At 64.3% G+C, this 24,906-nt stretch carries 23 protein-coding genes and 3 pseudogenes; 10 read left to right on the forward strand and 16 right to left on the reverse strand.

Annotated elements, in window-relative coordinates; genetic code table 11:
• Positions 1–2: 2 nt before the first annotated feature.
• Positions 3–617, reverse strand: coding sequence for a response regulator transcription factor (locus CSV86_RS11120; protein WP_009398407.1), 615 nt, complete (start codon positions 615–617; stop codon positions 3–5).
• 285 nt (positions 618–902) lie between these two features.
• Entirely contained in the window at positions 903–1,472 is a 570-nt protein-coding gene (locus CSV86_RS11125) for an eCIS core domain-containing protein (protein WP_009398412.1), read from the reverse strand.
• Between the two features lie 145 nt (positions 1,473–1,617).
• Between CSV86_RS11125 and CSV86_RS11130 the strand changes: the two genes are divergently transcribed.
• Positions 1,618–2,217, forward strand: coding sequence for a LysE family translocator (locus tag CSV86_RS11130; protein WP_240160413.1), 600 nt, complete (start codon positions 1,618–1,620; stop codon positions 2,215–2,217).
• A 31-nt stretch (positions 2,218–2,248) separates the two neighbouring features.
• On the opposite strand, the gene CSV86_RS11135 is transcribed toward CSV86_RS11130, so the two are convergent.
• Complete coding sequence (locus tag CSV86_RS11135) at positions 2,249–2,806, reverse strand: TetR/AcrR family transcriptional regulator (RefSeq protein ID WP_009398416.1); 558 nt, start codon at positions 2,804–2,806, stop codon at positions 2,249–2,251.
• Positions 2,807–2,898: 92 nt separating this feature from the next.
• Here CSV86_RS11135 and CSV86_RS11140 point away from each other — a divergent pair, with 92 nt between their 5' ends.
• Both CSV86_RS11140 and CSV86_RS11145 read left to right on the forward strand, forming a co-directional pair.
• Positions 2,899–3,630: an SDR family oxidoreductase gene (locus CSV86_RS11140; protein WP_009398418.1), complete on the forward strand. Its 732-nt coding sequence runs from the start codon at positions 2,899–2,901 to the stop codon at positions 3,628–3,630.
• Positions 3,631–3,657: 27 nt separating this feature from the next.
• Complete coding sequence (locus tag CSV86_RS11145; protein WP_009398436.1) at positions 3,658–4,251, forward strand: 2-hydroxychromene-2-carboxylate isomerase; 594 nt, start codon at positions 3,658–3,660, stop codon at positions 4,249–4,251.
• 60 nt (positions 4,252–4,311) lie between these two features.
• Here CSV86_RS11145 and CSV86_RS11150 read toward each other — a convergent pair whose 3' ends face one another.
• The 3 genes from CSV86_RS11150 to CSV86_RS11160 form a co-directional block, all read right to left on the reverse strand.
• A complete protein-coding gene (locus tag CSV86_RS11150; protein WP_009398442.1) occupies positions 4,312–5,376 on the reverse strand; it encodes a 3-deoxy-7-phosphoheptulonate synthase in 1,065 nt (354 codons plus the stop codon).
• Between the two features lie 537 nt (positions 5,377–5,913).
• Complete coding sequence (locus tag CSV86_RS11155) at positions 5,914–6,579, reverse strand: response regulator (RefSeq protein ID WP_009398444.1); 666 nt, start codon at positions 6,577–6,579, stop codon at positions 5,914–5,916.
• Between the two features lie 48 nt (positions 6,580–6,627).
• Positions 6,628–7,176, reverse strand: a complete 549-nt coding sequence (locus CSV86_RS11160) for a PQQ-dependent catabolism-associated CXXCW motif protein (protein WP_009398446.1) — start codon at positions 7,174–7,176, stop codon at positions 6,628–6,630.
• Between the two features lie 169 nt (positions 7,177–7,345).
• On the opposite strand from CSV86_RS11160, the gene CSV86_RS11165 reads away from it, so the two are divergent.
• Complete coding sequence (locus CSV86_RS11165) at positions 7,346–7,978, forward strand: response regulator (protein ID WP_009398448.1); 633 nt, start codon at positions 7,346–7,348, stop codon at positions 7,976–7,978.
• A gap of 92 nt (positions 7,979–8,070) precedes the next feature.
• Here the strand turns inward: CSV86_RS11165 and CSV86_RS11170 are convergent, their stop codons facing one another.
• Positions 8,071–8,724 carry a pentapeptide repeat-containing protein gene (locus tag CSV86_RS11170; RefSeq protein WP_009398450.1) on the reverse strand — a complete coding sequence of 218 codons (654 nt, stop codon included), beginning with the start codon at positions 8,722–8,724 and terminating at the stop codon, positions 8,071–8,073.
• Positions 8,725–8,906: 182 nt separating this feature from the next.
• Positions 8,907–10,694 carry a quinoprotein ethanol dehydrogenase gene (exaA, locus tag CSV86_RS11175; protein ID WP_240160484.1) on the reverse strand — a complete coding sequence of 596 codons (1,788 nt, stop codon included), beginning with the start codon at positions 10,692–10,694 and terminating at the stop codon, positions 8,907–8,909.
• Between the two features lie 369 nt (positions 10,695–11,063).
• On the opposite strand from exaA, the gene pedF reads away from it, so the two are divergent.
• The 3 genes and pseudogenes from pedF (at position 11,064) to CSV86_RS11190 (ending at position 13,195) form a co-directional block, all read left to right on the forward strand.
• Positions 11,064–11,501, forward strand: a complete 438-nt coding sequence (gene pedF / locus CSV86_RS11180) for a cytochrome c-550 PedF (protein ID WP_037059986.1) — start codon at positions 11,064–11,066, stop codon at positions 11,499–11,501.
• A gap of 4 nt (positions 11,502–11,505) precedes the next feature.
• The gene (locus CSV86_RS11185) at positions 11,506–12,261 is read left to right on the forward strand and encodes a quinoprotein dehydrogenase-associated SoxYZ-like carrier (RefSeq protein WP_009398459.1); all 756 of its coding nucleotides are present in this window, start codon (positions 11,506–11,508) and stop codon (positions 12,259–12,261) included.
• Positions 12,262–12,269: 8 nt separating this feature from the next.
• Positions 12,270–13,195: pseudogene (locus CSV86_RS11190) on the forward strand (quinoprotein relay system zinc metallohydrolase 1).
• Positions 13,196–13,375: 180 nt separating this feature from the next.
• On the opposite strand, the gene CSV86_RS11195 reads toward CSV86_RS11190, so the two are convergent.
• Positions 13,376–14,275, reverse strand: coding sequence for a LysR family transcriptional regulator (locus CSV86_RS11195; protein ID WP_009398464.1), 900 nt, complete (start codon positions 14,273–14,275; stop codon positions 13,376–13,378).
• An 85-nt stretch (positions 14,276–14,360) separates the two neighbouring features.
• Here CSV86_RS11195 and CSV86_RS11200 point away from each other — a divergent pair, with 85 nt between their 5' ends.
• The gene (locus CSV86_RS11200) at positions 14,361–15,287 is read left to right on the forward strand and encodes a carbon-nitrogen hydrolase family protein (protein WP_009398466.1); all 927 of its coding nucleotides are present in this window, start codon (positions 14,361–14,363) and stop codon (positions 15,285–15,287) included.
• An 8-nt stretch (positions 15,288–15,295) separates the two neighbouring features.
• Here CSV86_RS11200 and CSV86_RS11205 read toward each other — a convergent pair.
• Together CSV86_RS11205 and CSV86_RS11210 are read right to left on the reverse strand one after the other, a co-directional pair.
• Positions 15,296–16,422, reverse strand: a pseudogene (locus tag CSV86_RS11205) (HlyD family secretion protein).
• Positions 16,419–18,067: pseudogene (locus CSV86_RS11210) on the reverse strand (MFS transporter). Before CSV86_RS11210 ends, CSV86_RS11205 begins: the two co-directional pseudogenes overlap by 4 nt.
• A gap of 296 nt (positions 18,068–18,363) precedes the next feature.
• On the opposite strand from CSV86_RS11210, the gene CSV86_RS11215 reads away from it, so the two are divergent.
• Positions 18,364–19,428, forward strand: a complete 1,065-nt coding sequence (locus CSV86_RS11215; protein ID WP_009398473.1) for an MBL fold metallo-hydrolase — start codon at positions 18,364–18,366, stop codon at positions 19,426–19,428.
• Positions 19,429–19,605: 177 nt separating this feature from the next.
• Positions 19,606–20,946, forward strand: a complete 1,341-nt coding sequence (locus tag CSV86_RS11220; protein WP_009398474.1) for a diguanylate cyclase — start codon at positions 19,606–19,608, stop codon at positions 20,944–20,946.
• Between the two features lies 1 nt (position 20,947).
• Here CSV86_RS11220 and CSV86_RS11225 read toward each other — a convergent pair whose 3' ends face one another.
• The 5 genes from CSV86_RS11225 to cprA form a co-directional block, all read right to left on the reverse strand.
• Positions 20,948–21,667, reverse strand: a complete 720-nt coding sequence (locus tag CSV86_RS11225) for a TorF family putative porin (RefSeq protein ID WP_009398475.1) — start codon at positions 21,665–21,667, stop codon at positions 20,948–20,950.
• Positions 21,582–22,508: a phosphatase PAP2 family protein gene (locus CSV86_RS11230; protein ID WP_009398476.1), complete on the reverse strand. Its 927-nt coding sequence runs from the start codon at positions 22,506–22,508 to the stop codon at positions 21,582–21,584. Before CSV86_RS11230 ends, CSV86_RS11225 begins: the two co-directional genes overlap by 86 nt.
• Positions 22,509–22,510: 2 nt before the next feature.
• On the reverse strand, positions 22,511–23,200 hold the full coding sequence (pmrG, locus tag CSV86_RS11235) for a lipopolysaccharide core heptose(II)-phosphate phosphatase PmrG (RefSeq protein WP_037059992.1): 690 nt from the start codon (positions 23,198–23,200) through the stop codon (positions 22,511–22,513).
• Positions 23,201–23,351: 151 nt separating this feature from the next.
• On the reverse strand, positions 23,352–23,666 hold the full coding sequence (locus tag CSV86_RS11240; RefSeq protein ID WP_037059993.1) for a DUF7693 family protein: 315 nt from the start codon (positions 23,664–23,666) through the stop codon (positions 23,352–23,354).
• Positions 23,667–23,759: 93 nt separating this feature from the next.
• A complete protein-coding gene (cprA, locus tag CSV86_RS11245; RefSeq protein WP_009398479.1) occupies positions 23,760–24,896 on the reverse strand; it encodes a cationic peptide resistance protein CprA in 1,137 nt (378 codons plus the stop codon).
• Positions 24,897–24,906 lie beyond the last annotated feature (10 nt).

The raw sequence follows: 24,906 nt of genomic DNA on the forward strand, positions 1-24,906 counted from the left end.
GTTCAGATCATCCCGCGGCGGTTCGCCAGGTCGAGCAGCTCGGCCAGGGAACGCACCTGGAGCTTGTCCATGATGCGGGTCTTGTAGGTGCTGATGGTCTTCGAGCTCAGGATCATGGCGGCGGCGATCTCGTTGTTGGTCGCGCCCTTGGCCAGTTGCCGCATCACTTCGAATTCGCGGTTGGAGAGGCGGTCCAGGCGGTCGTCCTCGGTTTGCGAGCGTGGGCCCAGGCTCAGCGCATCCGGCAGATAGGAATAACCGCTGAGCACGGCCTTGAGCGCGCCGAGGAGGATGGACAGGTCTTCGTCCTTGCGCACGAACGCCGAGGCGCCGGCTTCGATGCAGCGTTTGGCGAACAGCCGCGGCGGCCGACCGGTGAAGACCATGATCCGCGGCGCCGGATCCAGGGCGCGCAGGCGTTCCAGTACGCTGAGGCCGTCCAGGCGGGGCAGGCCGAGGTCGAGCACGACGACGTCGGGGGCAAGTTCCTGGCTCAGGCTGACCGCACTGACCCCGTCGTGGGCTTCGCCGATCACTTCGTAGCCTTCGCGCTCCAGCAACAGGCGGGCGGCAAAACGGATGGTGGGATGATCGTCGACGATCAGGATCTTGTGCATCGTGTAGGAAACTCCTGCATCAGGAATGGTTTTTTCCCGAGTCACTCAGGAGGGAAACCGCCGGTTCAGGCGGGCCGCTCACGATACGTCGAATCAGGTTCGATGAGTACGAGGAGTATAGAAGCGTGGAAGAATTCAGCCTGCCTAGATGAAAATTCCTACAAAAAGCGCGAAGGGTCCTTCAGTAGGAAACGGCCCACGTAGGGCGAGGCATAGGATTTTGCCTGACTGTGCAGGGCAATCAGGCTGAAGGACGTGCCACATCCAGCGTAGGAAAACGCCCCGTCAATGCCCGGCCAGCCGGCTACCGGGCATCAGGCGCAGGGTGTTGCTCACTTCGGCCTGGATCTTGTAGGCCGGTGCTTCCACGGCTTCGTAGTCACGGGTGTAACGCGCGGCGAAATCATCCACGCCCCATTGCTGGTATTGCTGCACATGCTTGAGTTCGTGGGCCCAGAGGGCAACGTTGTCGCGGGCGTCCGCGGCGTTGCGAAAGACGATCACGTCCACCAGGGTGACGGCGGCGACATCCGGGTTCTGCAGAAAGGCGCTGGCGGCGTCCAGTTGTTCGGGATTGCCGACCTGATAGCGCACCGCGTCGAGCACCTGGAAGTCATACCAGGGTTCGAGTTGCGCGCGGATGTCCAGCGGAATGGGTTCGACCCCGGCCGCCACCGCCGTCTCGCGCGACAACCTGAGCCAGTTGGCCAGGCCCGAGGAGGCCATGCGCGCGACATTATCGAACAGGCTGAACAGGTCGTCGGTCGTGCCCTGCGGGGCCGTGGCGGCGGGGGCCGGGGCGACTGCGCCGAGGGCAAGACACAACAGCAGTGGACGGTGCAGCGGAAACTTCAAGACAGGACTCCTGCCGTTACGCTCGGGGTGAGCAGTTTGACCGGGATTCGCCACGTTGGTTGAGCCGTGCGGAAAAAATCCTCGAGGGCTTGAGGGCGCGCGGCGAGGCAGGCATCCTGCGCCCTTCGACCTGCCAGGAGCCATCATGGACGCCTCGACCCTTCTGCTTTACGTCATCGCCGCCAGCGCGGTGATGATCACGCCCGGCCCGGCCATGCTCCTGGCCTTGAACAACGGCGCCAGCCATGGCATGCGCGTGGCCGGCTTCGGCATGGCCGGGGCGATGCTCTCCGACCTGATCCTGATCGCCGCCGTGGGGTGTGGCCTTGGCGCCTTGTTGCAGGCGTCGGAACAGTTGTTCAGCCTGGTCAAGTGGGTAGGCGCGGCGTACCTGCTGTACCTGGCGGTGGTGCTCTGGCGGGCGCCGGTGCGGGCGCTCGGGGTCAGTGGCGGGGCGGCGGCGGTCAGTGGCCGGTCGACCTTCGTCCGTGCGCTGATCGTCGGCCTGTCCAATCCCAAGGGCCTGCTGTTCTTTTCCGCGTTCCTGCCGCAATTCATCCGTCCGGAGCAGCCGGTGCTGCAGCAGTACCTGGTCCTGGCGGTGATCACCGCATCCCTCGATTGCCTGATGATGGTGGTCTACGCCCTGGGCGGCCGGCATGCGGTACGGGCTTTCTCGGCGCGGGTCATGCAATGGATCAACCGGGGTGTGCCGGGATGCTGGCGGTGCTGGCCGTGGGTTTGAGCCTGTACCGGCGCAACGATCTGCATTAAATCTATTCCATCGCCGCCTGCAGGAAGTCCCGGCTGGCCGTCAACACGGCCCGCTGGGTCTGTTCCCCCGCCAGCATCCGCGCTATCACCAGCGCTCCTACGCATTGACTGAGCATGGCCCAGGCCAGCGCTTCGTCGTTCAAGGTCACGGCCCAGGCCTGGTGCAGTGTGACCAGCCAGTGTTCCGCCTCTTCACGCACCGCGCTATCGGCGCGGGCGATCTCTGCGCCCAGGGTCGGGATCGGGCAGCCGCTTTGCGGATTGTGCACATGGGCCATGCTCAGGTATTGGTCGAGGCAGCGCTTGAGCAGGTCCGGCGTCAACTCGCCGCCTTGTGCACGCAGGTTGATCCTGCTGCCGGATAGCTCCTGGCGCACGATTTCGCTGAACAGGTCGTCCTTCGAAGGAAAGTGGTTGTAGAACGCTCCACCGGTCAGGCCGATGGCCTTCATCAGCCCGGCCACGCCAGTAGTGGCGAAGCCGCCTTGCTTGGCGATGGCGCCGCTGCTCTGCACCAGCTTCTGCCGGGTCTGTTCCTTGTGTTCGGTGGAATAGCGCACCTGGGCATCCTCGAATTGGTGGCTTGACGAAAGTCCGGATCATAGCATAGCGTTCGTTTACTAAACGATCATTCATCAATGAGGCAAAGCTCATGAAGGACAACAACAAGGTCGTACTGGTGATCGGTGCCGGCGACGCCACCGGTGGCGCGATTGCCAGGCGCTTTGCCCGGGAAGGCTATATCGCCTGTGTGACTCGGCGCAGCGCTGACAAGCTGCAACCCTTGCTGGACGAAATCCGTGCCGAGGGTGGCCAGGCCCACGGGTTCGGCTCCGATGCCCGCAAGGAAGAAGAGGTGGCCGCGCTGGTCGAGCAGATCGAAAGCAGCATCGGCCCGATCGAGGCTTTCGTCTTCAACATCGGCGCCAACGTGCCTTGCAGCATTCTTGAAGAGACGCCGCGCAAGTACTTCAAGATCTGGGAAATGGCCTGCTTCGCCGGCTTCCTCACGGCCCAGGCGGTGGCGCGCCGCATGGTGGTGCGCGAGCGTGGCACCATCCTGTTCACCGGTGCCACGGCGGGATTGCGCGGCGCTGCCGGCTTCGCCGCTTTCGCCGGAGCCAAGCACGGCATTCGCGCCCTGGCCCAGAGCATGGCGCGGGAACTGGGGCCGCGGAACATCCATGTCGCTCATGTGGTGGTAGACGGTGCCATCGACACTGCCTTCATCCGCGACAGCTTCCCCGAGCGCTACGCGCTGAAGGACCAGGACGGCATCCTGGACCCCGGGCATATCGCCGACAACTACTGGCACCTGCATGCCCAGCCACGGGATGCCTGGACCTTCGAACTCGACCTGCGTCCGTGGATGGAACGCTGGTAATCGCCACCTTTGACAAGGATCCGAAGCATGAACAAGACCGTCGAATTCTTTTTCGATCTGGGCAGCCCGGCCAGTTACCTGGCCTGGACCCAACTGCCAGGGATCTGCGCCGAGCACGGGGCGCAACTGGTGTTGCGGCCGATGTTGCTGGGTGGCGTGTTCCAGGCCACCGGCAACAGTTCGCCGGCGACGATCCCGGCCAAGGGGCGTTATTTTTTCAAGGACCTGCATCGGTATGCCCGGCGCTACGGTGTGCCGTTGAAGTTCAACGAGCACTTCCCGATCAACACCCTGGGCCTGATGCGTGCGGCGGTTGGCATACAGTTGCGTCAGCCGCAGCGTTTCGAGCAATGGCTGGCCGCGATGTATCGGGCAATGTGGGCCGACGGGCGCAACCTTGGGGATCCGGCCGTGATCACGCAGGTGCTGGAAGAAGCGGGTTTCGAGTCGTCCGGGTTCGAGGCGCTGACAAGCGATCCCGAGGTCAAGGCGGCGTTGAAGGCCGTTACTGAAGAGGCCGTGGGTCGCGGGGTGTTCGGCGCGCCGAGCTGCTTTGTAGGGGAGGAGCTGTTCTTTGGCCAGGATCGGCTGGAGTTCGTGGTGGAGGCGTTGAAAGCGTAAGTTTTCCGCGCGCTTGCCAGCGATGGCGTGGGTATCGCTGGCAAGCCAATCTTCAGGAACCTACGACAAACGGGCAGCCGCCTCGCGCAACATTGCCTCGGTGGCGTCCCAACCCAGGCAGCCATCGGTAATCGACACGCCGTACTTCAGCGGCGCCTTGCCCAGTGCCTGGCAGCCCTCGAACAGATGGCTTTCGATCATCACCCCGACCAGCGAGCGATCACCCGCGACACGCTGGTCGATCACATCGCGCAGCACCGCCGGTTGCCTGAGGGGATCCTTGCCGCTGTTGGCATGGCTGCAATCGACCATGATCCGGGCTTCGACTCCGGCCTTGGCCAGCCCCTGGCGCGCCATGGCGACACTCGCAGCATCATGGTTGGGCCCCTTGTGCCCGCCGCGCAGGACCAGGTGGGTATCCGGGTTGCCTAGGGTTTCGACGATGGCCGGGTGGCCCTGGGCGTCCAGGCCGAAATGACGGTGCGGGTGGGCCGCGCTGCGGATGGCGTCGCAGGCGATGCCGACACCGCCGTCGGTGCCGTTCTTGAAGCCCACCGGCAGGCCAAGGCCGCTGACCATCTCGCGGTGGATCTGCGATTCGGTGGTGCGGGCGCCGATCGCGGCCCAGCTCAGCACATCGTCGAAGTAGCCGGCGGCCATCGGTTGCAACAGTTCGGTGGCCACTGGCAGCCCGCGCTCGAGCATGCCCAGCATCAATTCGCGGGACAGGCGCAGGCCGCCGTGCATATCGTCGCTGCCGTCCAGCTGCGGGTCGTAGGCCAGGCCTTTCCAGCCCACGGTGGTGCGGGGTTTTTCCACGTAGGCACGCATCACCAGGAGCAGTTTGTCATCCAGCTGGCGGGCCAGCGCAGCCAGGCGGTCGGCGTATTCGAGGGCGGAGCGGGGATCGTGCAGGGAACAGGGGCCGAGCACCACGAGCAGGCGCGGGTCATGGCCGTCGAGTATCTGTTTGACTGCGTGGCGGTGCTGCTGGACCTGGGCCGCAAGGGCGGCGGACAGCGGCAGCTGTTGCTTGAGTTGCACGGGGCTGGGCAGACGCAGGCTCACGGAGGTGTTGGCTGCGGCGGGGGTGTTCAGTGGCAGTGCCTGGGTAGTCGCTTGCATGTTCGGTATTCCCTGGGCGGAAGGCGGGTTCGGTCCCGCGCCTTCGGCCCTATCGTTGTGTTCGACAGATACGTGTATGTGTGTTGATGCCACCCGAAACGGACCGGTCGGAGGCGGCTGGCTGGCCCGAACGGCAGTGGCTAAATCGCCAGGCAGAGCTTTGGTAGCGGTAGCAGGTGGTGTAGTTCATGTGTCGATTCCTCAGTGGTGTCTGGTGTTGACGGGCCGAAAAACAAAACCCCCGGAGGGCTGGGCCGTCCGGGGGTTCGAGAGTTCTCGTGTTCGGCGGCCCTGTTCGTGGGCGCCGGTGTGGGTATCAGCGGCGCCTGTGGCTAAACCAATACCCGAAATAAAACGCGGTTGGAGCAATGGAGCCACAGGCAGCCACGGACGCAACGGAACGCGCTGGGCGACCGGTGTGTTGTGCGTGGATGTGGGTGGCGTGGTTCATGTGCTGCTCCAGTTGAATGCGACCGAGCTTACTTCAGCGCAACCGCGTGTATCAATGATTAATTCCGATCGTAACGATTAATTCGTTCAGCGACGCAGGTAAGCCGTGAAGTCGATATCCCCCGCGCTGAGGATCGCTTGCACCCGGTTGTGTACGTTGAGCTTGCGCAGGATCGCGGAAACGTGGGCCTTGACCGTGGTTTCGGCGATATCCAGGTTGTAGGCGATCTGCTTGTTCGATTCGCCCTTGGTCATGCGTTCCAGCACCAGCAGTTGCTTGCGGGTCAGGGCCTGGAGCAGTTCCGGAGCGAAACCCTGGGATTCGCTCTGGCTGCGGCGGCTGCCGCTTTTCTGGGTGCGAATGATGTCCGGCGGCAGGTACACGTTGCCGTTGAGGATCTGCTCGATGGCCTCGGTCATCTGCGAACGTGGCGAGGACTTGGTGATAAAGCCCACTGCGCCATAGGTGATGGCCTGCAGGACGATCTGCTTGTCCTGTTCGGCAGAGACGATCACCACCGGAATGGTCGGCGCCTCGTTGCGCAGGTTGATCAGCCCGCCCAGACCGTGCATGCCGGGCATGTTCAGGTCGAGCAGGATGAGGTCGAGATCGTCGTGCTCGCCGGTTAGCGCCAGGGCGCTGTCCAGGTCGGCGGTTTCCATTACCTCGCTGCCGGGGAAGCCATCGCTGATGACGTTATGAATGGCCTCGCGAAACAGCGGATGGTCGTCGGCGATCAGAATCTTGTACATGGCGTTTGCACCTTATTGTTTTGGTTTCGACCGCAAGGAAAACGTGATTCAGGGAAACGCTTCGGGCGTGGCGCTGACCACGGGCAGGCCGGCGTTTTCCCAGGCATCGAGGCCATCACGGTACCAGTACAACCGCGAGTAGCCCAGCGCGGCGGCGCGCTTGACCGCATTCCAGCTCAGCCAGCAGTCCGAGCGGCAGTAGAAGACGATGGCGCGCTGGCGATCACCATTGCTCAAGCGCTCGAGGTGGCGGCTGAAGTACCGGCTCCATTGGGCATCCAGCTCGCCGTCGCCGGTATTGGCCAGCCAGTGGCTGCCGGGCAGGTTGGCATGGGCTTCGCTGGCGATGAATTGGCCGTTGAGGAACGGGCGCTTGTACACGTCGATCAGCAGGGCTGGCGGTTGTTGCTCCAGCAGTGTCTGGACCCGGGCGGTGTCGACGGTGATGGCGGATTCGGCGGTGGCGGGCGTCGGGCTGCGATAAAGACCGCTGCGGTAGCCGTCGGCGGAGAACAGCGCGCCATCGGCCAGGGCAGTGCTGGCGAAAAGGCAGGACAAGGCCAGGCAGGACAGGGCGGACAGGACACGGGGCGGCATGGTCGTCAGTCTCGTTTTTGTTATGCCGGTATTACAGGTCAGTGCCGAGGCTTTGTGAATGCGACCATCGACAGCAAAAGCGCTACCAAAGTAGTAGGCGAAGGGCTTGGGCAGGGCTCTAGCATGGGACCGTGGCGATAACATAGCGATAACAACAGAGAACACGCCGATGGACATCCTGCTGGTCGACGACCATCCGATGCTGCGCTTGGGCCTGAGTGCCGTGCTTGCCGAAGAACTGCCGGTGCGCGAGGCCGCCTCCGGTGAAGAAGCCTTGTTGCGTGTGCAGGAGCAGGTGCCGGGCCTGGTCCTGATGGATTTCGATCTACCCGGTATCAGCGGGCTGGAGACCACCCGGCGCTTGCGCCAAAGGCTGCCGCAACTGCGCGTGCTGTTTTTCAGCGAACATACCGAGCTTGGTCTGGTGCGCCAGGCGCTGGATGCCGGGGCCTGTGGCTTCCTGTCCAAGTCGGTGCCGGCGGCAACCCTGCTCGAAGCCGTACGCCGGGTGCTGGCCGGGCATGCCTATATCGAGCAGGCCCTGGCAACCCAGCTGGCGACCCAGCCGCACCGGGTCGAGCAAAAGGACGCCCGCCTGAGCGGCCTGACCCAGCGCGAAACCGAGATATTCCTGATGCTGGCCAAGGGCACGTCGATGCGGATGATTGCCGAGCACCTGTGCCTGAGCGCAAAGACCGTGTCGAACTACCTGACGCTGTTGAAGAGCAAGTTGCAGGTGAGTTCGCATGCGGAGCTGGTGCACCTGGCGATCGAGACGGGGTTGCTCAGGATCGCGGCCTGACTTGAGGGCCTGATCGCTGGCAAGCCAGCTCCCACAGGTTACTGATCCCTGTGGGAGCTGGCTTGCCAGCGATCAGGCCAGTGAAAACACCATCAATCCCAGGTCTTGGGACAGCCTTCGCAACCTTCCATGTTGGCATCCTGGAAGTTCGCATAATGCTTGCGGGTGCCCCGCAGGTCGGCCTTTTCCAGATTGCTTTCACCGAACTTGGCCTCCTGCAGGTTGGCGTCGGACAGGTTCGCCCCGAGCAGGTCGGCGCGGCTCAGCCAGGTCATTTCCAGGTCGGCGGCCTGCAGATTGCTGTTGTGCAGCTTTGCCCCGGAAAGACGAGCGAACTCCAGGTAGGCGCCGCTCAGGTTGGCGTCATTGAATTTGGCCCCTTGGGCGAACAGGCCCCAGGCCTGGGTGGCGATCAGGCTGGCGCCGGTGAGGTCAGCGATACGCAGGTTGGCCTGCTGCAGGCTGGCACGGTTGAGGTTGGCGCCCTGCAACTGGGCCTTTTCCAGATTGGCCAGGTCGAGCCTGGCATGGCGCAGGTCGGCGCCCTTCAGGTTGGCGCCGGCCAGGTTCATCTTGCTCATGTCCTGGTTGTTCAGGTCGGCACCGGCGAGATCGGCATTCGGGCACTGGCTTTCCGGCTGGATCACGCAGCCATTGATCACCAGCGGCTGGTCGTCGCCATCATCGGCGATCACGGCAAAGGCTGGGGTAATGGCGAGGGTCAGGAGTAGCGGGAGGTATTTCATGGATAGCTCCTTCGGGAAACGGTAACGCGTACCCTGTGGGAGCGGGTTCATCGGACCGCCGAACCGCCGCGATTGCGATGGTGAATTCACTGGCGTCATCGCGGGTGAACCCGCTCCCACAGGGGACGAGGTCGCCTTCAAGATGACAGCGGGGCTATCGGGCCTCCGCTGTCCGGCTCAGATCAACGCTGCGCAGTCTTGGTATCCCAGCTTGGGATCTTGAATACCCAGAACGAACCGCCCTGTGCCACCGGCTTGGTCAGCTCGGCCATGTCGCCGCCCCACAGGGGCACCGCGCCGCCGTAGCCGACGGTTACGCCGATGTACTGCTCGCCATCCTGTTCCCAGGTGATGGGCGGGGAGACGATGCCGCTGCCGGTCTGGAATTTCCACAGTTCCTCGCCGGTCTTGGCGTTGAAGGCTTTGAAGTAGCCGTCACCGGTACCGGTGAACACCAGGTTGCCCTTGGTCGCCAGCACACCGGCCCACAGCGGCAGGCGCTCCTTGTGTTCCCAGACCATCTTGCCGGTGGTCGGGTCCATGGCCCGCAGCGAGCCTACGTGGTCTTCGTACATGCGTTTGATGCGGAAGCCCATGCCCAGGTAGGCGGAGCCTTTCTTGTAGTTGACTTCCTCGGTCCAGTATTCCTCTTTCCACTGGTTGGACGGCACGTAGAACAGGCCGGTGTCCTGGCTGTAGGCCATCGGGTTCCAGTTCTTGCCACCCAGGAACGGCGGCGAGACTTCCACCGGCTTGCCCTTGGTTTCGCCCGGTGCAGGCTTGGGCGGACGCTGGCCTTCGTTCTCCACCGGACGCCCGGTCTTGAGGTCGATATGGCTGGCCCAGGTGATGTTGTCGGCGAACGGGAAGGCGTTCTTCAGCTTGCCGTTGGTGCGGTCCACCACATAGAAGAAACCGTTGCGGTCGGCGTGGGCGGTGGCCTTGTACTGCTTGCCGTCCTTGTCCTTGTAGTCGAACAGCACCAGTTCGTTGTTGCCGGAGAAGTCCCAGGCATCGTTCGGGGTGTGCTGGTAGAACCACTTGACCTCGCCGGTGCTCGGATCGACGCCGACCTGGCCGGATGTGTAGAGGCTGTCGTAGTCGTGCGGGTTGCCGTCTTTCGAGGTGCGCGCCCAGGTGTTCCATGGGCCCGGGTTACCGGCACCGACGATGATGGTGTTGGTTTCGGCATCGAAGCTCGCGCTTTGCCATGGGGCGCCGCCGCCGTGGCTCCAGGCTTCGACCTTGCCGGTCTCGGTGGTTGGATCATCCGGCCAGGACGGCGCCTTGACGTCGCCGGTCGGCGTGCTGTCCTTGCCGTTCAGGCGGCCCATGTGGCCTTCCACGAACGGACGCATCCACACCTCTTCGCCCGTTTCCGGGTCGCGGGCGTAGAGCTGGCCGACCACGCCGAATTCGTCGCCGGAGCTGCCGTGGATCAGCAGCACCTTGCCGGTCTTCTGGTCCTTGATCAGGGTCGGGGCGCCGGTCATGGTGTAGCCGGCGGAGTGATCGCCGAACTTCTTGTTCCACACCACCTTGCCGGTGTCCTTGTTCAGGGCGATGACCCGGGCGTCGAGGGTGCCGAAGAAGATCTTGTCGCCGAAGATCGCCGCACCGCGGTTGACCACGTCGCAGCACGGGCGAATGTTGTCCGGCAGGCGGTGGTTGTAGGTCCACAGGCGCTTGCCGGTCTTGGCGTCGAGGGCGAACACCCGCGAGTAGGATCCGGTGACGTAGACCACGCCGTCGTTGACGATCGCTTGCGACTCCTGTCCACGCTGCTTCTCGTCGCCGAAGGAGAACGACCAGGCCGGGGTCAGCTTGAACACGTTCTTGTCGTTGACCGCTGCCAGCGGGCTCCAGCGCTGGGCGTTGGTGCCCATGCCGTATTGCAGCACGTTGTTGGTGGTCTTGTGGTCGTCGGCGATGTCTTCCCAGGTCACCGGCTTGGCATGGGCAGGCGCCATGGCCAGGGTGCCGACCAGCAGCACGGCCTGCACAGCGAGGGACAAGGGGGCCAGCGAGAGGCGAGAGTGTGCGGCGGGTAACGATCTTATTGTCATCTTGGTGTTTCCCAATGGAGGTTTTGGCCTGCATAGACTGGAACGCCAGGGCCACCCCGGATACGGAAAAACTCCCGCCCTTGCCGGGAAAACTTCCCGGTCCGGACATGACTTGGCATTGCCCCACAAGCCCTACTACCAACGGACTAGAACGCGACCACCAAAGCAGCATGGGGACGCCTGCGGACGCTTCCTAAGATGGCTGGCAGAACCTTTCGCCAGAGAGGTTTTCGCGTGCAAATCGTGCAACCTGAAGTAGTCGAGGGCAAAACAATGACAACAGTTAAGAACGCCTGCCTGAGTGCCATGTTCCTGGCCGGCCTGGTGAGTGCAGGGGCGGTCATGGCCCACGGCAACGTAGTGCCGACGGCGGTCAATACCGGCAACCTGGAAAAGCTCGGCGAAGAGTGGCGTACCGAGAACCCTTACCGTAACAGCCCGCAGCATGACGAGGCGGTCGCCATCGGTGCCTCGGCCTACAACCAGAACTGTGCGGCCTGCCACGGCCTGGAAGCCAAGTCCGGCGGCATCGCCCCCGACCTGCGCATGCTCGACGAAGGCGCCGCCGGGGACGAGTGGTTCGTCGAGCGGGTGCGCAACGGTTCGGTACGCGACGGCCGCGTCTACATGCCGAAGATGGCCGACTACCTGAGCCAGGAAGCGCTCTGGGCAGTCCGCACCTACCTGGACAGCGTGCACGTCACGGAGTGATGCCATGACCCGGGTGCCGTTGCTGCTGCTGGCGTTATGCCTGGGTGCCCCGGCCCATGCCCTGGATCCGGGGCCCGACCCGGTGCCCTCGGTGATGTGGGAGTTCTACCGCAAGCAATGGATTGGCGACGAGCCCTACCGCTTCGATCAGCGGGTCAAGGTCGTCGCACCGCCGTTCGCCGAGGACGCCCGGCAGGTACCGCTGCAAGTGGATGCCCGGGACGTGCCAGGCCGGGTCAGGCGCATGCTGGTCTGGGCCGAGCTTAACCCGCTGCCCAGGATCGTCGATTTTGCTCCGGGCCCGGACGTGCTGCCCTGGCTGGCGGTGCGGATCCGCATCGAGCAGGCCACGCCGCTGCGTGCCGCCGTGCAGACCGAGGATGGCGTCTGGCACGTCGGCTCGACCCTGATCGACGCTGCCGGTGGCGGCTGCACCGCGCCCAGCGTCGTACGCAGCCAGCCGGGCTGGGAAGAACGGCTCGGCCAGGTGCTCGGTGGGCGCTATCCGCGCGAAGACTTCAGCCGCCTGCGCCTGTCGGTTGCGCACCCCATGGATAACGGCCTGATGGCCGGGATCCCGGAATTCTTCATCGAGCACGCCGAACTGTTCGATGCCGCTGGCCGGTCCCTGGCGACCCTCGAGCTGTGGCCGGCCGTGAGCGAAAACCCCAGCCTGTCGTTCGACCTGCGCCGCCCGGGCCCGGTACGCCTGAGCCTGCGCGACAACAACGGCAATGCCTTCGACGCCGCCATCGAATGAGGTCCTGGATGCGAGCCTTGCTGTGCCTGTTGAGCCTTGTCAGCCTGCCGAGCCTGGCCGACCTGGATTACCGTCTCGAACCGCGTCGGATCGCTGACGACACCTGGGTGCTGGAGGGCAGCACCGAGAATTTTTCCCGCGACAATGGCGGCAATATCGTCAATACCGGGTTCATCGTCAGCGAGGCCGGGTGGTGGTGATCGACAGCGGCCCTTCGCTGCGCTACGGCCAGGCCCTGCGCTCGGCCATCGGCAAGGTCACCGACAAGCCGGTGGTGCAGGTGCTGATCACCCATCACCACCCTGACCACGCCCTGGGCAACCAGGCCTTCGCCGATGCGCCCATCGCCGCCCTGCCGGGCACCAACGCGCAGTTGGCGAAGGAGGGCGACGGCCTTACGGAGAACATGTACCGCATGGTCGGCGACTGGATGCGCGGGACCCAGGTGCGGGTGCCGGAACAGACGCTGGAGCCGGGGGTAAAACGCTTTGGTTCCCACCCACTGCGCTTGCTGGCATTTACCGGCCATAGCGGTGCCGATCTGGCGGTGCTGGATGAGAAGACCGGGGTACTGTTTACCGGCGATCTTGTGTTCTACCAGCGTGCGCTGACCACGCCGCACAGCCCGGGGCTGCTGCAGTGGATGGAGGATCTCCAGCAGTTGCAGGGGCTGCCCTGGACGCTGCTGGTACCGGGACATGGCCCGGTCAGCCAGGATCGCCGGCCGTTCGAGCAGATGATGGATTACCTCGGTTGGCTGGACGACCTGCTGCGCGACAGTGCGGCCAACGGCCTGGAGATGAACGAGGTGATCGCCACGCCGATTCCCGAACGGTTCGCGGCGGTGAAAATGAGCAAGTATGAGTTGATCCGAAGCGTGAGCCATCTGTATCCGCGCTATGAGCAGGCGGCCATGGCCAGGGTCGAGCAGTAGGCTGTTCTTACCGGCCTCATCGCTGGCAAGCCAGCTCCCACAGTGTCCGCGGCGCTCCCGGGATTTGCTCCATACCTGTGGGAAATGAAACAGGCAAATCACAGGTTCAGCGGTGCATGCGATACCTGTGGGTGCTGGCTTGCCAGCGATGAGGCCCAGGAGGGCAAAGGAAAATCTGGATCATTCCAACCGTTCGACCACCGCGCTGATCATCTCCATGACCACCTGGATCACCGGATCCCGCGCACTGTCCGCCCGCCAGCCCAGTTCCACGGAGTAACGCGGCAAATCGATCGGGCAGGGCAGGCAGATCAACCCGGACAACCGCGCAAGGGCCTGCGCCGCGTGGGTCGGCAGCGTGGCAATGCAATCGCTGTCGTGCAACAAGGCCGGCAATGCCGCGAAATGCGTGGTCGACGCCTCGACTCGCCGGTTCTGCCCAAGTGCCGCCAGCGCCTCGTCCACCACCCCGACATAGCCGCCGGACGACACCAGCACATGCCCGCGCCGAAGAAAGTCCTCCAGCCCCAGCTCACCCGGCAGTGCACTGAGGCAGCTGTAGCCACCGCTGCCCAGCACCTGCCGTCCCAGCACCCGTGAAGCGATGGCCCCGGCGGTCAGCGCCAGGTCGATCTGCCGCCCCATCAACGCATCCGCGGCGAGCATGCTGTGGGTTTGCTTGAACAGCAGGCGCAAGCCAGGCGCCCGCTGCTTCGCCAGGTCGATCAGCGCCCGGCCGATGGCCAGTTCATGGTCGTCCGATAGCCCCAGGGCCACGGTACGGCCATGGAAGGCGGCCCCGGCACCGCTGACCAGCAACAGGCTCTGCCGGCATTTCTCCAGCGCTGCGCCGATGATCGGACGCAGTTCCTCGCTTTTCGCAGTGGGCCGCAACCCGCGTCCGGTGCGCTCGAACAGGTGATCGCCATACACCAGGCGCAAGCGGGCGAGGGCGGCACTCACGGCCGACTGGGTGATGCCCAGGCGAATAGATGCGCGGCCTGCGCCGCCTTCCTCGTACAGGGCTTCGAAGACTTTCAGCAGGTTGAGGTCCAGCGAGCAGATATTGATTTGGTTCATATCAGATGGCGTGTGTACTGAATTGATTGATAACGAGGTGCTGGCGACTATGCCTCAATCTACCCACCACAAGCGAGACAGACCCATGCCAACTTCCATCGTTGCCGCTTTGCAGATCGGCTCGCGCCCCGAGGGCAAGACCGCCACCCTGGAGGCGATCCTGGCCTACGAGGAGCGCATCAAGGCGTCCGGTGCCGGCCTCGTGGTCATGCCGGAGGCGCTGCTGGGCGGCTATCCGAAAGGCGAGATCTTCGGCACCTACCTGGGCTATCGCCTGCCCGAAGGTCGCGAGGCTTTCCAGCGCTACTACGAAAACGCCATCGACGTCCCCGGCGCCGAAACCGACGAGCTGGCCGGCCTGGCCCAGCGCACCGGTGCACACCTGGTGATCGGTGTGATCGAGCGATCCGGCAACACGCTGTTCTGCACTGCGCTGTTCTTCTCTCCGGAGGGCGGACTGGTCAGCAAGCATCGCAAACTGATGCCGACCGGTACCGAACGCCTGATCTGGGGCCAGGGCGACGGTTCGACCCTGCCGGTGCTGGATACGCCGGTGGGCAAGGTTGGCGCGGCGATCTGCTGGGAAAACCATATGCCGCTGCTGCGCACGGCGATGTACGCCAAGGGCGTGCAGGTCTGGTGCGCACCGACCGTGGATGAGCGCGATGTCTGGCAGGCGTCGATGCGTCACATTGCCCACGAGGGTCGCCTGTTCGTGGTCAGTGCCTGCCAGGTCCAGCCGTCGCCGAATACTTTGGGTATCGAGGTGCCGCATTGGGACGGTGATCGCCCGTTGATCCAGGGCAACAGCGTGATCGTCGGGCCGCTGGGCGACGTGCTGGCAGGGCCGCTACGTGACGAGGAAGGACTGTTGACCGCACGGATCGACCTGGAGGAGCTGGTGCGGGCACGTTATGACTTCGATGTGGTCGGGCATTACTCGCGGCCGGATGTGTTTTCGCTGGTGGTGGATGAGCGGGTCAAGACCACGGTGGAGTTCCGGCGCCAGTGACGCCTGGCTCATTGCCGCGTATCGATACTGACCACCACCGACATCCCCGACGCAGATGTTGTGCTTCCGGCTGATCCTCATCCACGGTGATCCGCACCGGAATACGCTGGGCGATCTTGACGAAGTTGCCGGTCGCATTATCGGCCTGCAGCAGGGCGAATTCCGAGCCGGTGGCCGGGGCGATCTGCTGCACATGGCCGTGCAGCTTGAGGTGGTTCAGGGCATCGACGGTGAAGCTTGCCGGCTGGCCGATGCGCACGTTGGCCATCTGGGTTTCCTTGAGGTTGGCGATGACCCATTTGACCTCTGGCACCAGCGCTATCAACTGTGCGCCGGAGTTGACGTAGGCGCCGAGGCGGGTGCCGATCTGCCCGAGCTGGCCGTCGCGGGGCGCGGTGACCCGGGTGTTGTCCAGATCGATGCGCGCCAGTTCCAGCGCAGCCTTGGCGTTTGCCACGGCTGCTTCCAGGGCTGCGCGGTTGACGATCACCGTCTCGCGGTCCTGGCGGGCGATTTCCAGGGCGGCCCGGGCCTGGGCCAGGCTGGCGACGGCGGCGGCATGGCTGGCGCGGCTGAGGTCCAGCTCGCGGCGCGACACCGAGCCGTCGCGGGCCAGTTCTTCGTTGCGGCGCAGGTCGGCCTGGTTGCGTGCGGCCTGGGCCGCAGCGTCGTCGATGGCCGCCTGGCGCTGGGCGATCACCGCTTCGGCGCTGTTGCGTTGCTGCAGGTTGTTGGCCAGCGCCGCCTGCTGCTGTTGCAACTGGGCCCTGGCCTGGGCCAGGCGCTGGGTGTAGATGCGGTCGTCGAGACGTACCAGCAGCTCGCCAGCCTTGACGAACTGGAAGTCGTGCACCGGTACTTCGACGACGTAACCCGCCAGTTGTGGACCGATGATGGTCACCTGGCCTCTCACCAGGGCGTTTTCCGTGCTCTCGATGGTGCTGCCGAAGGGCGGCAGGCGCCAGGCATACAGCACGACGAGAATCCCGACGATGGCCACGGCGGCGAAACTCAAGGTCGAGAGCAGGCGTACCCTGCGCGAGCGCTGCGGGCTGCCCGGTTCGCTGGGCGGAGCGAGGCCTTCCGGGGTTTCGGCGATGGCGGTGGTGGTGGTCGAGGGCGTTTCCTGGGTCATCGGCTCGGTGCGTCGCTTGAGGGGGTGGGGACCGCTGCCTGGCGCGCGAGATAGCGCAAGCGCAGGCTGCGGATGAAGATCCAGATCATGGTCAGCACGGCGATCGTGCCGATCAGCATGAATACATCGTTATAGGCCAGGATATTGGCCTCGCGGGTTGCGGCGCTGGCCAGCAGGCGCACGCCGGCCTCGTTGCGCAGGGCCGGATCGGCAATCACGCCCGCATAGCCGGCGCCACCACTCTGGATCCTGGCGTTGACCAGGGGTTCCAGGTAACCGAGGTTTTCCACCAGGTGACTGGAGTGGAATTTCTCCCGCACCGTCTGGAAGGTACCGAGCAGCGCCGAGCCGAGCAGGCCGCCGAGGTTGTTGCAGATACCGAACATCACCGAAAAGCTCACCAGGTTGCGCGGGTTGGCGCGTACATGGCCGATGCCCAGGGCCATGCTCGGGCCGAGGAAGAAGGTGCTGCCGAAGGCCAGCAGGAACTGGCTGAAGTACATCTGTGCCGGGCGGGTCAGGTTGCTCGACGAGCTGTCCATGAAGGCACCGGTTGCCATCGCCGCAAGGGAGACGAACAGTGGTAGCACCAGGTGCTGCGGGGTGATGGTCAAGGCGCTGGTGGCCAGCCCCGTCGCCGCGCCGAGCAGCATGATCCAGTACAACTGGCGCATCTGCTCGCTGCCCATGTTCAGCGCTTGCAGGAAGCCCACCGCCCCGGTGGACTGCTCCGAGGTCACCATGCGGATCAGCACCACGCACAGGGCCAGGCGCACGATGGCGCCGCTGCCCAGCCAGCGGGTCATCAGCAGCGGGTTGCTGCGGTTGTGCTCGATGGCGAGGCCGCTGCACACCAGGGCGATGGACGCGGCCAGGGCCACGCCGATCCAGGGCGCGTCCAGCCACCAGTCGATGCGGCCGAGGGAGAGTACTGCGCAGAGCAGCGCGGTGCCGCTGGCCATCAGCGAAAAGGTCAGGAAGTCCAGGGGCTCGAAGGTCTTGAAGCGGTCGCCGGGAGGGAGCTTGAGCATCAGCACGCAACCCAGTGCGGCCAGGGCCAGCCCCAGTTCGAACAGGTACAGGCCGCGCCATTCGGCGATCTGCAGCAGGTCTTCGGAAAACACCCGGGCCAGCGGTACGGCCAGTTGCGAGGCGCCCAGCCCGAGCACCATGGCCTTCAGGCGCCACTGCGCCGGGAACGCCTGGATCATGTAGTACAGGCCCAGCGAGCTGAGGGCCGCGCCGACCATGCCATGGGCGGCGCGCACGGCGATGGCCGAGTTGAGGTCGTTGACGAACAGATGGGCGAAGGTGACCAGGGCATAGAGCACCAGGAACACTTCGGTAAAGGCGCGCAAGCCGAATTCCTGGCGGAACTTGACCAGCAGCAGGTTCATCGACACGTTGGTCATCACGAACGCAGCGGGCAGCCAGGCCATCTCGGCACTGGTCGCGCCCAATGCGCCCTGGAGAAACGGCAGGTTGGCGGTGACCAGTGCGTTGCCCAGGCCGCCGGTGATCGCCACCAGCAGGCCCACCGCAGCAAAGGCCATGCGCTTGGCCGGGGCATGCAACGGCGTCGACGGCGAGCCGGGCAATGCGGGTTTTTCGTGGGGGAGCCACTGGCGGGGGCGTATTTGTCCATTAAGCAGGGCCATGAGCATTTAGGACAACTTTACGCGAGGTGCAATGGGAAGAGAATCATCAGGGACCCTACTGGCCTCATCGCCGGCAACGCCGGCTCCCACAAGGTTCTGCGGTGTTCGCCATCCCTGTGGGAGCCGGCGTTGCCGGCGATGAGGGCCTGCGAGTCCCCACGGAGCTTCCTGCTTGCATATTCCTCCAGGCTCATTGCCCGATCCCCGCCGGTTAATCTTCCTTCACTTGAATCCCCGGGCATCCCGAGTAGATTGGAAACCTCGCCCCCGGAGGATTCCGCCCTTGAAACCCGAGCATGCCCATTCGCCCCAGGCCCGGCAGGGACGCTTTCACAACCTGACGCCACGACCGGCCGACGCGCCGGCGCCGGACGCCAGGGTGCTGTGGAACCTGCTGTTCAACAAACCGCGCTTCACCGTGCCGCGGGTGGCATTGCCCGTGCAGCGCCTGACCCGGCAGGACCTGGAACAGGCCGCCGACGGCAGCCTGTACCGCTTGGGGCATTCGACCCTGCTGTTCAGGCTCGAAGGCAACTGGTGGCTGACCGATCCGGTGTTTTCCCGGCGGGCTTCGCCGTTCGCCTTCGCCGGACCCAAGCGCTTTCACGAACCGCCGATCAGCCTCGCCGAGCTGCCGCCGATCCGTGGGGTGATCCTCTCCCACGATCACTACGACCATCTCGACCGCGCCACCATCAAGGTCCTTGCACCCAAGGTGGAGGTGTTCGTCACGCCGTTGGGCGTTGGCGACCGTCTGCTGGCCTGGGGCGTGTCGGCGCACAAGGTGCGCCAGTTCGACTGGTGGCAAGGTATCGACGCCGGCGGCCTGCGCCTGACCGCCACGCCGGCGCAGCATTTTTCCGGTCGCGGCCTGCGTGATGGCAACCGCACCCTGTGGTGTTCCTGGGTGATCGAAGCGCCCGGGTTCAAGCTGTTTTTCAGCGGCGACACTGGCTACTTCGACGGCTTCAGCGAGATCGGCCGACGTTTCGGCCCGTTCGACCTGACCCTGATGGAAACCGGCGCTTGGAACGAACATTGGCCCTACGTGCACATGCACCCTCGGCAGACGGTACAGGCCCATGTCGACCTGGGCGGTCGCTGGCTGCTGCCGATCCATAACGGCACCTTCGACCTCGCCATGCACGCCTGGTACGAGCCTTTCGAAACCGTGCTGGAGCACGCGGCGCAGCAGGGCGTCAGCGTTGCGACGCCGGGCATGGGCGAGCGCTTCGACCTTCGCGCGCCGCAGGCCGGCAAGCGCTGGTGGCGCGAAGCGGTTGCCGAGGAAAAACGCGCCGAAGCCGGGGCGGGCCCGCGGCGTTGCTGCCTGCACGGGGAGCGCTGACTGCCAAGACTTTCACGTTCAACGTGCAATAGAATGCGCGCCTGGCGAGCACATGACGCCCGCCAGCGATTGAACGCCCCTTCAGGTCCGAAGGGGCGTCACGCTTTCTGCTGAACTGAAAATAGGCCAGACATGCCAAGCGTTTCTCCAGAAGTACAAGCCAGGGAATGGCATTCCATGGTCGCGCAGTTCCCCGACGCGCTGACACACGCCTTGAAAGGGCTGGTCGAGACCCACAAGGCCACCCTCGCCGCACGTTTCTACGAACAGATGCTGGCCGATCCCAACGCCTCGCTGATCCTCTCCCATGAAGACGTCAAGAGCCGCCTGGGCAGCTCGATGCAGGCCTGGTTGGTGAAGGTCTATTCGGCCCGCGCCGGTGATGACTTCCTGCCGCTGGTGGCCCTGCAGAAGCAGGTGGGCGAGGTGCATGCACGAATCGACGTGCCGCTGCACCTGGTGCTTGGCGGTGCGCGCTATCTGAAAAAGCAGCTGTACCAACTGATTGCCGAGCAAGGCTGGGCCGCGCAGGAGCATGCGCAAATCCTGCGCCTGGCCAGCGAGACCATGGACCTGGCCATGGAAATCATGAGCCACGCCTACAGCCGCTCCCATGACCGCAACTCGCGCAACGAGGAAGGCTACCGGCTGTTCTCGGTATTGCAGAACATCACCACCGAGCGCGAGCGCCAGCGCGGCGCCTTGCTCGACTGGGAAAACAGCCTGATGTTCGACCTGGCGATGGGGGCCAGCGGGGCCAACCTGCCGCGCCTGGCCGCTGCGGATTTCGGTCTGTGGTTCCGCCACAAGGGCGCCTATGCGTTCCAGAACACCCGGGAAAGCGAGCAGATCCTGGCGATCATCCGTCATGTGGACGACGAGCTGCTCCCGCGCTTCCTTGCCGCTGCGGGCGACGAAGCAGCGCGCATGAGCCTGCTGCGGGAGATCCGTGACCGGACCAAGAGCCTGATGTTCAACCTCGATAGCCTGTTCAACAGTGCCAACGAGCTGGAAAGTGGCCGCGACGTGCTCACCCGCATGCTCAACCGCAAGTTCCTCCCGGTGGTGATCGGCAACGAAATCGCCATCGCGCAAAAGACCGGCCAGCGTTTTTCGGTGCTGTCGGTGGATATCGATCACTTCAAGTCGATCAACGACCGCTTCGGCCACGACGCCGGCGACCTGGTCCTGCAGCAGGCCGCGGAGATCCTCAGCAGCCACAGCCGCGCCGGGGACTACGTGTTCCGCATGGGCGGCGAGGAATTCCTGATGATCCTGGTCGACATCAACAACGCCAACGCGCTGAAGGTCGCGGAAAAGCTGCGGCACAAGATCGGCGCGGAAACCTTCAACCTGACCGAGGGCCGCAAGCACCGGCTCACCGTGAGCATTGGCGTGGCGACCTACAGTGGGCACCCGGATTACCAGCATCTGTTGCGCCAGGCCGACCAGGCCATGTACCAGGCCAAGCAGGGCGGGCGGGACCGGGTGGTGTCCTACGACACCCTGGACGGCTGATTCAGAAGAAACTGCGCTGTGCCTTGAAGGTGATCGTGCTGTCGCAATAGGTGTTGATGCCCGAGTAGGCCTCGCAGCCACCACCGCTGAGGTCCGAATTGCTGTAGATCAGGTCAAGGTCCATGCCCAGCCAGGGCCTTGAAAGCTGCAGCGACCAGTCGCTGAAACTCTGCACCTGGCTGCCATCGCCGATGGTGAAGGGTGTGCCCAACTGATGATGGGCGAGCTTGAGGGTGATTCCGGCATCCAGCAGCGGCACCCTGCCGAGATCGGCGAACAGGGTGCCGGTGCGGTTGTCGGGGTTGTTGCGCAGCGCGCCACCGAGGCGACTGCCGAAGATCGACAGGCCGCCATACAGCGCGTAGCTGTCGTTGCCGGAGACGTTGGGCAGGCTGTAGTGGATCAGCCCCACCTCGTAGCCAAGGCTGTCGTTGAAGCGCTGCCGGGTGCCCAGGTAGCTGTCCAGGCGCAAGGTGGTGTTTTCCGACAGGCCCATGCTCGGCGCGTACTGGCCGAAGTACCAGCCGCTGGCGTGGCTGACGTCCAGTCCGCCATGGAAGGCGCCCAGGGGACCGGGCGATATCAGCCCCTGGGCCATGCTGCGGGAACTGGTGGTTCCCAGGCGAAAGTCGAAATCACCCAGCTGGCGCTGGATCTGCTGGGCCTGTGCGATCTGGCTGAAGGCCGTGGCGGCCAGTAGGAGTAAAAGCGGCCTGGTCATGGTCACTGCCCTGGAAAGCTTGTACTAGAGCCCCAGAGCTTACCGCCAGCGGGCGCGGGTTTAAACCCTGCTGGCCTTGCAATGCCAGCCTCCCGTAGAACAGCAGTGCGCTCGCCCAGCTCGCCAGCCAGACCACGATCCCCGCCCAGAAGGTATGCGACATATAGTGCCAGCCCTGCAGTACCCGGGTGGTGCCGTAGAGCGTGCCGATCAGCAGGATCGCCACCAACAGCTTGCGCGCATGGGGCCAGCGATGGCGCAGGGCGACGAAGTACAGCGCCAGCAGCGTGAAGCCGCTTGAGGCATGGCCGCCCGGCCAGCAGCGGCCGGGGCCGGCCTTGTCGAATAACGAGAAGTTGCTGAACCACTCCAGGTGCGGTTGATCGCCGCCATACAGGGTGGTTTCCACCGGGCAATACACGCCCGTATGGCTTTTCAGGTAATGGATGAGCGTGGTGCTCAGGGCGAAGGCCGTAACCACGTACAGCAGGTCGCGCCGATACTGCGCGGTAAACCGCAGCAGTGGAGCGATCCGCGCTTTGTCCAGCAGACTGACTGCGCGTTGATGCCTGGCCAGCAGGGGCCATGAGAAAGACAGCAAGGTGCCGACGATAGCCGCCTCGCCGGTCCAGTCCGGAAGGATCCGCGGCCACTTGTGCGTGAGCTTCTCGAACAGTTGGCTGTGCTGCAGGATGTACTGTTGGGTGGCCGGGTCATAGAACAGGTCGTTGATCAGGCGGTCCAGGCGGGTCAGGTCGAACAGCAGGAAGGTCGCGGCCGCCAGCAGCAGCGGCACGCCCAGGTTGACCAGGTAGAAATCCTTTCGCGAAGCAGTCCGCATGCTTATTTCCCCGCGCTGGCGACGACTTTGCGCCATTCGTTGGCATTCATCTGGCCGAGGATCCGCGCCTTGCCGTCATTGTTCATCGACACGAACAGGGCGCTGGCGTATTCGCTGGAGCGCTCGCCACCGGGCACCTTGAGCTGGCGCTCGACGTGGTCGATGCAGCCACTGTGGGTGACCAGCACCAGGTTCACGCCGGGCCGTTTGCTTTGCAGGGCCGCATGGGTGAAATCGCGATCGCATTCACCGATCCAGTCACGGCTGGCGACCTCCTTGCCGAAGATGAAGTGAGCCGTCTGCCGGGTGCGGTACTCGGGGCTGCTCAGCACTTCGGCGTCGCCCAGGCCAAGGCGTTGCAAGCCGTTGCCCACTTCGATCGCCGCCTGGCTGCCTTCTACGGTGATGCCGGTGGGGTCGCTCAGGCAGGGGTTGTCGGAACGGTCGCAGCGTTCGGCATGACGGATCAGCACGATCACCTTGCCCTTGGCCCATTCGGCATAAACCCCGCTATCGAGCATCTGCTGCTCACTACCCAGGCTCATGACATGTGTCCTCGAGAAAAGCCACGTGGCTGACGCGGCCAGAAGCAGAAGGGCGCACAGGCCCGGGACCAGCAGTTTTTTCGAAATCGGGAGACGTCGCTTGGGACGGGAAGGAAAAGCGGGATTATCGAAAACGCCTTGCAGCATGACTGTCACTCCGGGACAAGCACTACGGGAATGACGGCAATTTAGGCAACGGCGTGTTCGGGGCGGGTGAAGGAGATGTCAAAAAAGAGTTGTAACCAAAGGTTTTCGATTGCCTGTGCTGCAGGAGCCGGTGATATGTGGCGGCAGCGCCCTACAGAACCTGCAGCATCCCCTCGACCCGCTGCCGTTCCCACTGGCTCATGAACTCCACGGGGTTGGTCCCGTAGGGATGTCCGGCATCGAAGATATAGGCGGCGCCTTCAGGGTTGTAGCAGCGCTCGCAATGCCCCAGGGCATCGCCATCGTTGTAAAGGGTGAAGACCCAGCCATCCACTTCGACCGTCAGCAGTCCATTGCGGACTTCGCTCCAGCCCTGTTCGCCGATTCGCCGCATGGGGCGGATGCCCTGGGCGATGTCGCGGAGAATCTGGTAGGCCTCACGGGGTGTCAGTGCTGGGGTATTCAAGATTGGCGGGTATCTGGCGGAATTCGCGGGTGAGGGTACAGCAGCGGCCGGCGGAATTCATCCGCCAGCCGCACGAATCAGCCGAAAGGCTAACTATTTGAAATCCCACTGCATCTGCGTGGCAATGCTGACCCCGCTGGAGGAGCGCACGCAGACATCCAGGTAGTCGATGAACCGCGGGGGCAGGGCAATGCCTTCTTCGAGCAGGCGGCTGTTGTCGAACAGGTAGTTGAGGTCGGCGAAGCCGCTGTACAGGCGCAGCGCGCGCAGGACCAGGCGCGGGTTGGCCGGACCGATGCGGGCTGCGAAGTCGCCGGCCAGTTCCTTGAGGTCGTCCACGCCGATCTTGCGATAGCGCGCGCCCACGGGGCTGGCGCCATTGGCCGAGGCAAAGGCTTCGTCGATCTCGGCGAAGCTGCAGGCAGCATGATGACCGGCGGAAACGTGGTAGAGGTTATGCCGCAGTTGCGGCTTCAGGGCCAGGCCGATCAGGGCTTCGGCACAGTAGTCCACCGGAATCACGTCGATCTGCTCATCCAGCCCGCAGGTAAAGCTCTCGAGGGCGAAGCCCATGCGGAACACCCAGAAGATACTGCCCGATGCCTGGCAGCCGAGGGTGCGGTGGCCAACCACGATGGATGGCCGTGCCACTACCAATGGCAGGCCTGGCAGCTCCACGCTCATGCGCCTTTCGATCTCGGCCTTGGAGGCGGTGTAGTCCACCAATTGCTCGGCACCGTCGGGAAAACTCCACGATTCGCTGATGGGCGAAGCCTGCTGCGGGCCGCAGCACATGGCGGTACCGACATGCAGGAAGCGCTTGAGGCGCTTGGAGCGGCTCATCACTTCGGCAAAGGCGAAGGTGCCCTCGACATTGACCGGCCAGATGCTCGGGTTCTTCGAGAAGGAGGCCACGGCAGCGCAGTTGATGACCCGCTCGATCTGCATCAGACGCGGGGTTTCCCGGGGCAGCCAGGCAGTGTCGAGAAAGTCGCCGCAGATGATCTGCTCGGCGTGCAGGAACTGCAGGGCACATTCGCCTACACCATGCTGGCGCAGATTGTCGCGCAGGCGTTCAAGGCCTTGGTCGCGGGTGTCGGCACGCACCAGGAACGACAGGTTGGCGCCATGGCCTTCGGCGAGCAATTGCGCGGTCACCGCACCGCCGAGAAAACCGGTGGCGCCGGTCAGGAGAATGCGTTCTTCGATAGCGATAGGAGCGGCTTGCATGGTCTCAGGT

This window comes from Pseudomonas bharatica CSV86 (assembly GCF_000319305.2).
Taxonomy (GTDB): domain Bacteria; phylum Pseudomonadota; class Gammaproteobacteria; order Pseudomonadales; family Pseudomonadaceae; genus Aquipseudomonas; species Aquipseudomonas bharatica.

Coding starts and splice junctions, on each gene's coding strand:
- CSV86_RS11130 (WP_240160413.1), top strand. CDS start 1,618: ATGGACGCCTCGACCCTTCTGCTTTACGTCATCGCCGCCAGCGCGGTG.
- CSV86_RS11225 (WP_009398475.1), bottom strand. CDS start 21,667: ATGACCAGGCCGCTTTTACTCCTACTGGCCGCCACGGCCTTCAGCCAG.
- CSV86_RS11145 (WP_009398436.1), top strand. CDS start 3,658: ATGAACAAGACCGTCGAATTCTTTTTCGATCTGGGCAGCCCGGCCAGT.
- CSV86_RS11195 (WP_009398464.1), bottom strand. CDS start 14,275: ATGAACCAAATCAATATCTGCTCGCTGGACCTCAACCTGCTGAAAGTC.
- CSV86_RS11120 (WP_009398407.1), bottom strand. CDS start 617: ATGCACAAGATCCTGATCGTCGACGATCATCCCACCATCCGTTTTGCC.
- CSV86_RS11185 (WP_009398459.1), top strand. CDS start 11,506: ATGACCCGGGTGCCGTTGCTGCTGCTGGCGTTATGCCTGGGTGCCCCG.
- CSV86_RS11160 (WP_009398446.1), bottom strand. CDS start 7,176: ATGCCGCCCCGTGTCCTGTCCGCCCTGTCCTGCCTGGCCTTGTCCTGC.
- CSV86_RS11155 (WP_009398444.1), bottom strand. CDS start 6,579: ATGTACAAGATTCTGATCGCCGACGACCATCCGCTGTTTCGCGAGGCC.
- cprA (WP_009398479.1), bottom strand. CDS start 24,896: ATGCAAGCCGCTCCTATCGCTATCGAAGAACGCATTCTCCTGACCGGC.
- CSV86_RS11220 (WP_009398474.1), top strand. CDS start 19,606: ATGGTCGCGCAGTTCCCCGACGCGCTGACACACGCCTTGAAAGGGCTG.
- CSV86_RS11140 (WP_009398418.1), top strand. CDS start 2,899: ATGAAGGACAACAACAAGGTCGTACTGGTGATCGGTGCCGGCGACGCC.
- CSV86_RS11230 (WP_009398476.1), bottom strand. CDS start 22,508: ATGCGGACTGCTTCGCGAAAGGATTTCTACCTGGTCAACCTGGGCGTG.
- pedF (WP_037059986.1), top strand. CDS start 11,064: ATGACAACAGTTAAGAACGCCTGCCTGAGTGCCATGTTCCTGGCCGGC.
- exaA (WP_240160484.1), bottom strand. CDS start 10,694: ATGGCGCCTGCCCATGCCAAGCCGGTGACCTGGGAAGACATCGCCGAC.
- CSV86_RS11150 (WP_009398442.1), bottom strand. CDS start 5,376: ATGCAAGCGACTACCCAGGCACTGCCACTGAACACCCCCGCCGCAGCC.
- CSV86_RS11170 (WP_009398450.1), bottom strand. CDS start 8,724: ATGAAATACCTCCCGCTACTCCTGACCCTCGCCATTACCCCAGCCTTT.
- CSV86_RS11165 (WP_009398448.1), top strand. CDS start 7,346: ATGGACATCCTGCTGGTCGACGACCATCCGATGCTGCGCTTGGGCCTG.
- pmrG (WP_037059992.1), bottom strand. CDS start 23,200: ATGCTGCAAGGCGTTTTCGATAATCCCGCTTTTCCTTCCCGTCCCAAG.
- CSV86_RS11200 (WP_009398466.1), top strand. CDS start 14,361: ATGCCAACTTCCATCGTTGCCGCTTTGCAGATCGGCTCGCGCCCCGAG.